Source organism: Rhodothalassium salexigens DSM 2132 (genome assembly GCF_004341375.1).
In the GTDB taxonomy this organism is placed as follows: Bacteria; Pseudomonadota; Alphaproteobacteria; order Sphingomonadales; family Rhodothalassiaceae; genus Rhodothalassium; species Rhodothalassium salexigens.
On the sequence record NZ_SLXO01000008.1, the window covers coordinates 180,296 to 189,790 of the forward strand.

Here is a 9,495-nt window from a genome sequence, read left to right on the forward strand (position 1 = left end):
TGAGAGCTTGGCCTCATAGGCATCGATGACCTCCACATTCTGTGTGGAGACAATGCGCTCGACCAGGCCCTCGATCTGGGTTTCGATTCTGGAAACCTTGCGCTTCATGTTGGCCCGGCGTTCACCGACGAGATTGAGACGCATGTCCCAAAGGTCGCGGAACATCGCGAGCGCGACCTCGAACAGCTTGCGGGTTGGCGCAGCGTTTTGGAGAAGCGCATCAAACGCCCCCTCAATCTCATCACGGCGGATGGCTTTGCCCTTTTCGGAGCAATCCCGCGTGAAGCAGTGATAATAGGCGTAACGCCCGCCATTGCCCTTCGACCAATAGCCGGTCAGCGGATTTCCACAGGAAGCGCAGCAGATAAATCCGCGCAACGGAAAATCCTCGCTGAGGTCTTTCCTTGCAGGTGCGCGTGCTTTCCCGGCAAGCCGGTCCTGGATGAGTTGGAAGGTCTCATAGCTGATAATCGGCTCGTGCTTAGCCTTCCGCAGCGAAACATCCCACTTCGGATATTCGAGGTAGCCCGCATAAAGCATGTTCACGAGCAGATCTTTGACCCGTTGGTTCGTGATCGTGCCCGTCTTCGGGTTTTTCGGGAAATCCGGCTGGGCTTCGAGGAAGCGCTTTACTTCCGCCTGCGTCTGAAAACGACCGCTTGCGAAACCTTCCAGGGCTTCCTGGATGATCGACGCCACGGGTTCATCTCGGACAAAGGTATTTCCCAATTCCGGCGCGCGCCTACGCTTAAATCCGATCGGCGGATTGAACGGCCAGTGACCGTTCAATAGGCGGCCACGCATACGATCAATGGTCTGCTTCTTGTTCTTGCCGGATTGGTGTTCGGACAGACTGGCCAGAACATGTTCTATGAACATCGAGTCCGGGTCGTCTTTGAATTCCATCGACGGCGAGACAAGCGTCGCGCCAAGCCCGCGAATAGCGTTGCGGACTTCAAGGTGGATTTCCATTCCCCGCGCGATGCGGGTGATATCATCGATGATGATTGTAACCTTGTCGCTTTTGCGATGGCGCAGAAAGGCGAGCATCCGATTAAGTCCGGGACGGTCAGCCGATGTACCCGTCGTGTCATCGGTAAAAACATCAATGACATTGAAGCCCTTGAATTTCGCAAATTCGCGGCACCGGACCTCCTGCGAGGCCAGGCCATCACCACGTTTGGTTTGGCTTACGCTCGATACCCGTCCATAAATGACCGCGTCATTACTTTTCATGGCTTCAAGTCCTTATGATCCTTCTTTTTGCTGCTGTTTTTCGACTTTACCTCATCAGAATCAGCAACGCCAAGTTTTTCCGAATCTTTTCCAAAATCTTCCTTGCAGACCACCTGCTGAACGGGATCGTCTCCGAAAGCACGGTCCACAAATGAGTCCATGATCGACCACATGGCCTTGAGAAGGTCATCCTTCTGCTCTTCGCTCAGATCAAAATCACCCAGCAGGGGCCGGTATTTCTCATAGTCCGGTCCCATCTATTCCAACAAGCTGGCTTTTAAATAAAGCCAGTCCTCTATCTTTAGTATACCACCATAAGTAGAGTGATTGCAAATAAATCCCGGATTTATGCGTGTTACGGAGGCTTTCATTTCGGTGATCATCTGAGTGCTCCGCATCAGTATTTCGGGAAGGCGTTGAAGGCAGCGCCCGCTTGTTCGGCCCAGGCTCTCCACGCGACGATGAGATTCTCGGTCCGCGCGCGGTTTGCGCCGCCCGTGGTCTCCCCGATGCCGTAGAGGCTGAGCCCGCAGCCCTGGAGCACATCGCGGTCAGGGGCGGGCAAAGTAGCTTGCCCATCGGCCAGGCGTTTCGGACTTGTCTCTGGCGAGGCTTCGATCCCATCGGTGAAGAGGACGAGTTTGGTCTCGCGCGTGCTGCAGGAGAGAAGCGCCGCTTCCTCTTCAAGGAAGGCGGTGATGTGCGTTGTGCCGCCAGCAGGCAGGCGTCCGCTCGCTACCAGGTCCGGCAGGCTGGCGATCAGCCGCCCCACACTTGCCGCAACACGGTGCGCAGGCATCCGACGGGAGACGGTAATGTCCAGGCGCAGCGGATTATCGCTTTGGCTGTAGGAGCCGAAGGTGCGGAAATGTACCCGATCGCCATTATCCAGGGCATGGATCATTTCCGCCGCTTTGCGACCGGCTTTGGCCGCCATGACATCGCTTTCGACGATCACATTTGAGGTCGAGACATCCAGCGCGATCATCAGATTCTGCGGGGCACGCCGCTCGTCCGCGAAGGCGGATTGTCCGAAAACGCCCAGCATCGCACAGCCAGCGAGGAATGCAGCCTTAGTCATCGAACATCTCCCGATCATTGTCAGTGAGGCCGAGCTCGTTGATCGCTACGGACAGGGCGATATCGAAGAGCGTGTCTTCGGTGATCGCCTGGTCGAGATCGGCCAGAAGGGTTTTAAGGGCGGGCATATCGAGCGTGCCGACTTCAGCGGGCAGGCCGAGCAGCTTTGAGCCCAGCCCGGCCAGCGGATCGCCCGCTTCATCGGGCTTGATCAGGTCAGCCGCCTGGACCACACGGCGGGGATGACTCAGCGCGCTATCGGCTTTCGCCGTGAGGGTGGCCACGGCCTCGCGAACAGCCGTCGCCGGCGACACGGCGTTATGGCGGGCGACCTTGTGCGCCGCCGCCGCCAGCGCCGCATCAGCGGCGAGCATCACCGCTTTCAGCCTGGCTGATTCCCGCACCCGTGTGAGCGCAGTGATAAATTCGCCAGCGAGCTTGAGCGCCAGACCGATTAGGAAATGGCTGACCAGGACGGTCAGGAAGAACACACCCCCCAGGCCAAGGCTCGCCAAAACAAGCGCAATCAGCCCGCCATAGTCCGCGAACAGATCGCGCAGAAACGCAACCAAGCTCTCGTCTTCCGCCTCGCGTTCAGTACCGGCGAGCCAGCTATCGAGGCCGTCGATGCCGGTGGCCGGATCGAACAGCATGGCAGCGGCGACCTCAAAGCTCGCCATGGCGACGATCAAGCCGAGACCCAAAAGGAAGAGCACAAGGGCGACCAGCCCGAGGCGCATCATCCAGCGATGGATCGCCTCGCTGCCAGGCTGGCGGGTGAGCACATGCAGCGCGACGATGGCGATCAGAGAACTGAGGCCCAGAAGCGTGATCGGCTGATTGCCGGTCCCGTCATCCAGGAGCGTCACCATGGTGTGAAGCATCAATTGAAACTCCACTGCCAGCGCCGCCGCGAGTACCAGGAGGACAAGCGGCAGTGCTGCAAGCCCCGCCGCCGACAGCAGGAAGGCTTTGCGGGCCGCGCCATGCAGTGCGCCAATTATTTCAATCTGGTGCGGGCGCAAGCGAGTGATCGGGCGAGAGGTCGCCTTAGCCATGATCGCCCCCTCTCTCGCTCGTGCGACGGAGCAGTTGCTCATGGTCTGCCTTCAGCCTGGCGAAGGTCTCGGTATCTTCATGAAGGGTCAGGTAGGCATGAAAGGCGGCGCTCAGCTCAGCCTTGTGCTGATCAGCCAATGCCCGTGCCGCATCCGCTTCTTTGCGAGCGAGTTCGAACAGCTCACGCAGCGCCTGAGCGATCACTGCCTTGGCGGGCGCGCGCAGTTCTGCCAGAGAAGCCTCGAAAGCATCGAGAGCGGAGGTCTTGCTCTGGTCGGTGTTGTCTGCCTTTTCCATGTCTATGCCTCAAAAGCGGAAGTCATCCGTGATCGAGGCTTATTATTTGAATCCCGCCCCGCTACTGTCGTGGCAGGAGGCTGGCAGGCATGCGGGATGTTCAGCGGGAAATTATCGTTCGACGGAGCTATCGCTCAGGTTTTCAGCGCAATGTGATCCGCAAAGCTTTGCGCTCGCAATTTGAGACCCTGAAAGCCAGGCAGCCGCGTTTTGGACGCGGCAGTTTCCGCTCAGACATCTTCGCAACGCTCGCCCGACGGGCCGAAGCGATTCGCTATCCTGATGGCTCGCCGCTCTTATACGGCGACGACGCAATTACGGACAGCGACTTGCGTGATGCGCTCAGTCCGACTGCCGATCTCACCAAGACATGGGAAACCAACGACCAGAAAGTCCGCATCTATGATGCCTATCTCCAGATCGTCGATGAGAGTTTCCCCTCAATCGCCGACCTGTCTCACCACTATGAAATGGCGATAGAGCGGCTTCAGGACAATCACGGCTATCTGGCAGAGAGCTGGCAGGCGCGCGGGGCGTCTTTGATCGCTGCCGATATCGCCTCTTACTGGACCGGATCGCTGGAGCTTGAGGCGATCGGCCTGCCCGGCAGTGAGGACTATGCCTGCGGTTTCGATGTTCTGGAGGGCAGCCGGTTCGATGGCAAGCGGGCAAAGATGACCGTTCTTACCCGCTACTCACAGCTGCGTACAGGCTATGCCCCGAACACAATCCTCGCCTTCGGCCCGCCGGTCGCAGGGGGATATCGCCCCGTTTCGGTGTTCATCTTTCCCTTGAAAGGACTGTTTCGTCACGAACGGGCCGTCGCCATGTTCCGTAATCTCTTGGCGATGATCGGCAACCGCGAGAGGCGCGCTGTTCAGATGGACTTGGAATTCCCGTTCCTGGAGATTTTGCGCACCCATGAGCCGATTGTCTTAAGCGGTATGGCCGCGCCGGGATTTACCGGCCTTGGCGAAGGATTCACGGGACCGCTTGTCTGGAAGCTCGACCCGACGGCCTATATGCACGGTGAACGGATCGGCGCCGAAAGCGATGCGTTCGATCTCAGCCGGTTCCGCTGGGCACTCGGCTCCATCGACCAATCCATACAGGTGCATCTCGATCTCGCGCTTTTCGGGATCAGCACACCATTTAACGAGGTGATATCAATGCGGCTGGCGGCGAATACCTTTCCGCTGGTCAACAATATCTTCTTCGATTTTCCTGGCGGCCCGATCTCCATGTGTCCGGCGCGCGGACCAGACCGTCCTGAGCAGGTGGGCCGTCCCTTCGATCCGCCCGCCTTGATGCCACTGGATACCGATCAATTGCCGGAGGCCATCCGGCTGGTTCAGGGCATTGCGGCAGAATTTGGCCTCTGGATGCCGGAAGAGAGCGAGCCGGAATAACGGCACAGGGGAACGAGAGCTTTTCCGCTTCACCCTCTTTCAGGCCCATCGCGCGTTGGGCCGGTCCGTGATCAATCATCGTTACGCCAACATGGCCGGGCGCGCCGACCGCGCAAGGGCCGCCCGCTCCATTCGCTCACGCCCCGGGGACTTGGGCGTTCGCTCCCGTGTTAGCCCGCGCGAGGCCATGGCCTCGCTTTGCACGTCCGGCTCTTTCGCCCGGCCTTTCTCGTTCGCGTCCCGATCACGGGACCAGACAACAGCGAGAAAGGACCAAGACAATGAGCAACCGTTACCACGCCACACCCTATGACATCTCTGCCACAGGCTTTTACTTCGACACCTATGAGGAATATCAGACCCGCGCCGCCGCGCACCGCAACGAGCACGGCGATCCGGTCGAGGAATACGAAATCCAGTTCATCGACGGCGACAGCTACCGGCTCTTCGAAGCGATCGGCGTTAACCAAGCCAACCTGAAAGACTGGTTTGAGCGCTTCGAAGACATGGACGACGACGAGGCCGTGAAGCTCATCATCCTGATCGAGCACTTTGGCTACAGCGTCGAAGACGCCCTGGATCGGATCGACGATCTGCATCTCTTCGAGGGCACGGCGATCGAATATGCCGAGGAGTTCATCGAGAGCACCGGCATGCTTGACCAGATGCCGGAGAACCTGCGCTACTACTTCGATTCCGAAGCCTTCGCCCGTGACATGGTGCTTGGCGGTGACATCACCCAGGTCGAGATTGATGGCCACAGCTACATCGCAGACGGGGTGTGATCCTTGGATCGAGGAAATGGCTTGCGATGATTAATTACAGGCGACTAGAGTGCCTATCGTTTGCAATCGAAGTTCATAGCAGAGGTTATCGGGAGTGAGCATAAATGGCAATCAAAGAAACGATCGTCGAAGATGCTTATCAAGTTTATGGCGAGTCTGGCTTCCGTGTGATCATCAGCCTTGAATTGACGCAAACTGCACCAATCGCGATCATTAATGTCCGGGCGATGAAGGACGGAGTCAAGAAAAGTGCAGCAAACTTTGATCTGGTTTTATCTATAAGAGATGATGACACGACAGCACCGGCTATTATTAAGTTTGATCCTGGTATTGCGATAGGTGTTTATGCAGCCTGTCTTGTACCGCGCATATTGAGCATAACTTATGATCAAATCACGGGATGTTACACCGAAGCTAGAAAAAAAGCTCACTCAGGAGGGAATTTCAGAGATGCTTTTGTTTCATGTTTGAAGGCGAAAAGCGGTGATACAGGATTCGCAATTGCGAAAGCGGTCGCTGAATGTTTACCCACCGTAGGAAGTGGGGCTGTCACGCCTTAGGTTCAGGCTCAAGAACTTCGATGGCTTTACCTATACCATCGCATATAAGACCCGTGCCTGTACCGATAACTGGGCTGCTCGCTACTATAGCTGATGCGATTGGGCTGAAAGGCAAAACTGCGGCAGCACATACAAATGATATTTTCATTAGAGACGGCCTAGAGGAATCCGTATAACATTGCTGCGCAAAATGTTTAAATTTTTCTGATAATTTCATTGCTTATCCAATTTATTAAATTATGAATGTCAAATGTGAATCCACTATTTGTTTTTCTTTATAATAAAATTTTTTGTATGCAGTATTTATATTAGTGGTAATTATTACTACAAGATTTGAATTTAATTATCAATGTAATTTTTATAAATGCACATTCCGCCAGCTTCCGTTCTGCCATATCAGGTTCTCAGTATTTTGTAGACCCAGCGGCATAAGAAAGTCTCTCAGCCTGACAATAACCCGATCGAAGTCGGGCGCGCTCTTCATCTCCGCACGTTTTAGAAAAGCCAACCACATAGAGGTGCGATCAGGATCGCTGGCAAATTCATCTTGAAGACCGGCAGGCGGCTCTGCCGGAAGCGCCGTGCGCCGCCGCTCAAACGTCGTTCTGACCGCCTCCAGGAGCAAAGCCCCATCAAACTCGAAAGTCTCCGACATCAGCCAGAGGTCGTAGAAGTCTTTCATCCGGCTATTGGCGAGACCGATCGACACGATCGCTTCGAATTTCTCGGCGACGACCGTCTCGCGCGGATACGCCCGGATATGCGCCTGCGGCATATCCAAGAGCGCCGGGTAGTCCATCTCGACCGGCCCCGGCGTGATCGCGTCGCCAAAGCCGATATCAATTTGATTGGAAATGCGGGCCTGACCGAGCGTCCAGTCGAAGCGCACACGAAAACCGTGATAGCTATTTGCTTCCCGGATCGGATCGACGCGCAGGCTTTCGGGTTGAAAGACAAGCCCGTCAGCAGGCTCTATCGCCATGGCGCAGATATCGCGGATATCGGCTTCGACACGATCGGGATCAAACGGCGCAGGTGCGGATAGATCGAGGTCCTGGGTTGGGCGGAACGGCATGTCCGCCCAGGACACAAACAGCATCGCGCCTTTGAGCAGATAGCGGTCCCAGTGCGGGGATTGTCCCAGCCGATAGAGAAACCGTTCCAGTCCAAAACGGATAAGCAGCGCGTTCAGCGTCGTGCCCTGTTTTCGCGCCTCGTTCTTGAGGCGATCGCGCACGGATGCCGCGATATTGGCTTTCGGATCAACCATCGGCAGCCACCGCTTCGAGATAGGGCCGGATCACCGTCCAAATACGAAGCTTGCGGGCGAAATCACCGATTTCGCCTGGCTTTGCTTTGCCGTTTTCGATCGCCTTCCGGAGACCTTCAAGCGCCACATCAAGCCCTACCTGCTTTCGATATCGAAAGCAGTCCACCACTGTTTTGGCCGGTGAAAAAATCCGGACATCGACTCCGCCAACATCATGCGTTTCGATACCAAGCGAAAACGCTTGATCACCAAAACGGACAAAGGTCACTGGCGGATAAGTAATTTTTGGCTGGTGCGCCGACTCTCCGATCGCTACCCATGTTTTGTGCGGCATCTGGAGCGTTAGCTCATGGAATTGCAGCGCCGAGACGAGACAGATGACACCGCCGGGCACTTGCAGGGCCGCCTCGGCCAGATCGTCAGGCTCCGGACTTTCAGGGAGTTGATAGAGCCCCCGGCGCACTTTCGTGATCTTGCCCGCCTCCACCAGCCGTGACAGCGTCTGATAGTGGATACCCGCATCCGCCAGCTCTTTGCTGCGCATTGGACCACGAGTTCGGAGCAGCCGGAGCGTCTCTTGTTCTTGTGTGAAATCAGTTTGCGGCATGTGAGAAAATCTATGGGGTTAATATCTAACTCCAGTGATTTTATCACATAAGCTCACGCGCTCAAAAGGATTCCTTTGCGCCGGGCGACAAAGGCCGTTTGGATGGGGCATAACCGTAAGGGATGGAAGTACCATCCACCGCCCGATCATCAGTGTACTACCGGAAAACCCGGTCTTATTTAGACCGCAAGATGTGTGTGGTACTACCACACATCTTGGCAAGGGGCCCGCTGCGCGCCCCTGTGCAACCCCCGGCCACTGGCTCTTGAGAGGGCATTGAACCCATCCAGAGCCAGCAAAACGTATCGTCGTTTCATCACTCACAAGGGAGCCTTCGGCGCTCCCCTGCACCCCATCGACCAAAGGGCATTTCATAGCCCCCTGGACCCCCCGACCATTTCATGGAGACGCCTTCAGCGCGACCATCGTCATGGAGACCAACCGTGCGCCGATTGGATGCCAATCAGGTCTTTCGCGACCCGATACCCACGACCAAACTCCCGCCGTTTGGAGAGGCGTCAGCGTATCGCCGCTGAACCCCGACCAAGGAAGCGTCCTTGGATGCGAGCCCTGAGGATATACCTCTGAATTTCATTGCAGTAATGTGTATCCATCGGCTACACTCTTCCAATGAAAGATTCGGGCCTTCGCATTCGCGTCGAGCGTGATCTCCGGGAGCGTTTTCTGGAAATCTGCCGACAGCAAGATCGACCTGCGGCGCAGGTCATCCGCGAATTTATGCGCGCCTATATCGCCGAGAACGAAGCCCCGGACACGCCTGAGAAAAAGAAACGAGTAAGCCGTTGAACGCCGTTGAAATTGAAGAAGCCATATCGGACCTAGCTGAGCAGCCTTTTGACGCTCAGGAGTTTCCCTATGCCTTTCTGGAGGCTTTCGGGAACAAGGCAACGACGATCAAGCGGCTGCGCACCGGCGCGTCGAACAAGTCCGATCTCGATGGCGTGCTTCAAACCAGCAATATCCATATCAAGGTATGCGAGCCGGGCGCGGTCACGGACACCCTTGTCGCACTGAAGGACAGCCCGGCCACCAAGAAAGCGAGGGCAAAATTCGTGCTCGCCACCGACGGCGAGTGGTTAGGTCCTGTTGACGAAGTGGATTCCCAAGGCGGTCGAAGCGTGATTCAAGACTGGCTTTTGGGAGGCGGTCTTGGTTCGCGGGTTGATGACGG

The 9,495-nt window shown here is 56.5% G+C and carries 11 protein-coding genes and 1 pseudogene; 5 read left to right on the forward strand and 7 right to left on the reverse strand.

The features are described from left to right. Positions 1 to 276: 276 nt before the first annotated feature. The 5 genes and pseudogenes from EV659_RS15240 to EV659_RS11260 all read right to left on the reverse strand — a co-directional run. A pseudogene (locus EV659_RS15240) lies at positions 277 to 1,236 on the reverse strand (recombinase family protein); the annotation flags it as partial. Continuing rightward, complete coding sequence (locus EV659_RS11245; protein ID WP_132708975.1) at positions 1,233 to 1,493, reverse strand: hypothetical protein; 261 nt, start codon at positions 1,491 to 1,493, stop codon at positions 1,233 to 1,235. The pseudogene EV659_RS15240 and the gene EV659_RS11245, both read right to left, overlap by 4 nt. 140 nt (positions 1,494 to 1,633) lie before the next feature. Continuing rightward, the gene (locus EV659_RS11250) at positions 1,634 to 2,317 is read right to left on the reverse strand and encodes a vWA domain-containing protein (RefSeq protein WP_132708976.1); all 684 of its coding nucleotides are present in this window, start codon (positions 2,315 to 2,317) and stop codon (positions 1,634 to 1,636) included. Next, the gene (locus EV659_RS11255) at positions 2,310 to 3,374 is read right to left on the reverse strand and encodes a hypothetical protein (protein ID WP_132708977.1); all 1,065 of its coding nucleotides are present in this window, start codon (positions 3,372 to 3,374) and stop codon (positions 2,310 to 2,312) included. Before EV659_RS11255 ends, EV659_RS11250 begins: the two co-directional genes overlap by 8 nt. Then, the gene (locus EV659_RS11260) at positions 3,367 to 3,672 is read right to left on the reverse strand and encodes a hypothetical protein (protein ID WP_132708978.1); all 306 of its coding nucleotides are present in this window, start codon (positions 3,670 to 3,672) and stop codon (positions 3,367 to 3,369) included. The genes EV659_RS11255 and EV659_RS11260 overlap by 8 nt, the downstream gene beginning before the upstream one ends. Before the next feature lie 89 nt (positions 3,673 to 3,761). On the opposite strand from EV659_RS11260, the gene EV659_RS11265 reads away from it, so the two are divergent. The 3 genes from EV659_RS11265 to EV659_RS11275 all read left to right on the forward strand — a co-directional run bounded on the left by EV659_RS11265 (position 3,762) and on the right by EV659_RS11275 (position 6,426). Continuing rightward, complete coding sequence (locus EV659_RS11265) at positions 3,762 to 5,081, forward strand: hypothetical protein (RefSeq protein WP_132708979.1); 1,320 nt, start codon at positions 3,762 to 3,764, stop codon at positions 5,079 to 5,081. Between the two features lie 281 nt (positions 5,082 to 5,362). Continuing rightward, complete coding sequence (locus tag EV659_RS11270) at positions 5,363 to 5,866, forward strand: antirestriction protein ArdA (RefSeq protein WP_132708980.1); 504 nt, start codon at positions 5,363 to 5,365, stop codon at positions 5,864 to 5,866. 104 nt (positions 5,867 to 5,970) lie between these two features. Further along, the gene (locus EV659_RS11275) at positions 5,971 to 6,426 is read left to right on the forward strand and encodes a hypothetical protein (RefSeq protein ID WP_132708981.1); all 456 of its coding nucleotides are present in this window, start codon (positions 5,971 to 5,973) and stop codon (positions 6,424 to 6,426) included. Positions 6,427 to 6,784: 358 nt separating this feature from the next. Here the strand turns inward: EV659_RS11275 and EV659_RS11280 are convergent, their stop codons facing one another. Further along, a complete protein-coding gene (locus tag EV659_RS11280) occupies positions 6,785 to 7,696 on the reverse strand; it encodes a nucleotidyl transferase AbiEii/AbiGii toxin family protein (protein WP_132708982.1) in 912 nt (303 codons plus the stop codon). Further along, a complete protein-coding gene (locus EV659_RS11285; protein WP_132708983.1) occupies positions 7,689 to 8,303 on the reverse strand; it encodes a type IV toxin-antitoxin system AbiEi family antitoxin domain-containing protein in 615 nt (204 codons plus the stop codon). Before EV659_RS11285 ends, EV659_RS11280 begins: the two co-directional genes overlap by 8 nt. A gap of 630 nt (positions 8,304 to 8,933) precedes the next feature. Between EV659_RS11285 and EV659_RS15245 the strand changes: the two genes are divergently transcribed. Both EV659_RS15245 and EV659_RS11290 read left to right on the forward strand, forming a co-directional pair. Beyond that, the gene (locus tag EV659_RS15245) at positions 8,934 to 9,110 is read left to right on the forward strand and encodes a hypothetical protein (protein WP_200288055.1); all 177 of its coding nucleotides are present in this window, start codon (positions 8,934 to 8,936) and stop codon (positions 9,108 to 9,110) included. After that, a partial coding sequence (locus tag EV659_RS11290; protein ID WP_341539390.1) for a type IIL restriction-modification enzyme MmeI occupies positions 9,107 to 9,495 on the forward strand: 389 nt, incomplete at its 3' end. The genes EV659_RS15245 and EV659_RS11290, both read left to right, overlap by 4 nt.

Bases quoted from the DNA above. Each gene is read 5' to 3' on its own strand.
- EV659_RS11245 (WP_132708975.1), bottom strand. From the start codon at position 1,493: ATGGGACCGGACTATGAGAAATACCGGCCCCTGCTGGGTGATTTTGAT.
- EV659_RS11250 (WP_132708976.1), bottom strand. From the start codon at position 2,317: ATGACTAAGGCTGCATTCCTCGCTGGCTGTGCGATGCTGGGCGTTTTC.
- EV659_RS11255 (WP_132708977.1), bottom strand. From the start codon at position 3,374: ATGGCTAAGGCGACCTCTCGCCCGATCACTCGCTTGCGCCCGCACCAG.
- EV659_RS11260 (WP_132708978.1), bottom strand. From the start codon at position 3,672: ATGGAAAAGGCAGACAACACCGACCAGAGCAAGACCTCCGCTCTCGAT.
- EV659_RS11265 (WP_132708979.1), top strand. From the start codon at position 3,762: ATGCGGGATGTTCAGCGGGAAATTATCGTTCGACGGAGCTATCGCTCA.
- EV659_RS11270 (WP_132708980.1), top strand. From the start codon at position 5,363: ATGAGCAACCGTTACCACGCCACACCCTATGACATCTCTGCCACAGGC.
- EV659_RS11275 (WP_132708981.1), top strand. From the start codon at position 5,971: ATGGCAATCAAAGAAACGATCGTCGAAGATGCTTATCAAGTTTATGGC.
- EV659_RS11280 (WP_132708982.1), bottom strand. From the start codon at position 7,696: ATGGTTGATCCGAAAGCCAATATCGCGGCATCCGTGCGCGATCGCCTC.
- EV659_RS11285 (WP_132708983.1), bottom strand. From the start codon at position 8,303: ATGCCGCAAACTGATTTCACACAAGAACAAGAGACGCTCCGGCTGCTC.
- EV659_RS15245 (WP_200288055.1), top strand. From the start codon at position 8,934: ATGAAAGATTCGGGCCTTCGCATTCGCGTCGAGCGTGATCTCCGGGAG.